General features: G+C 41.1%; 1 protein-coding gene. It reads right to left on the bottom strand.

Going from position 1 to position 241, the window contains the following annotated elements; all coding sequences use genetic code 11:
- Positions 1-241: IS110 family transposase (locus ADF68_RS01395; protein ID WP_049548323.1), on the bottom strand; the 241-nt coding region annotated here is incomplete at both ends.

Genomic DNA, 241 nt, shown 5'->3' with positions numbered 1-241 from the left:
TTGATAAACTTCTTCCTGCGCATAAGTTGGTTTACGATTGAGTATAAACTGAGAATGAGCCAATTTTTCAGCGTCAATTTTGTCTGTTTTACGAACTCGCAGACTGTCCAGTTGCTTATTAGCTTCCAGAGGATTCAGCTGTGTATAAGCGTAGCCGTATTCCTCAAGAAAGGCTCGCAGACGCCGAGAATAGACACCAGTAGCTTCAAATATAATCTCAGGGTTATGAACAGTTTTCAAG

It is taken from the genome of Streptococcus pseudopneumoniae, from assembly GCF_001068775.1.
Taxonomy (GTDB): Bacteria; Bacillota; Bacilli; order Lactobacillales; family Streptococcaceae; genus Streptococcus; species Streptococcus pseudopneumoniae_N.
This window is presented reverse-complemented; position numbering and strand designations above follow the sequence as displayed.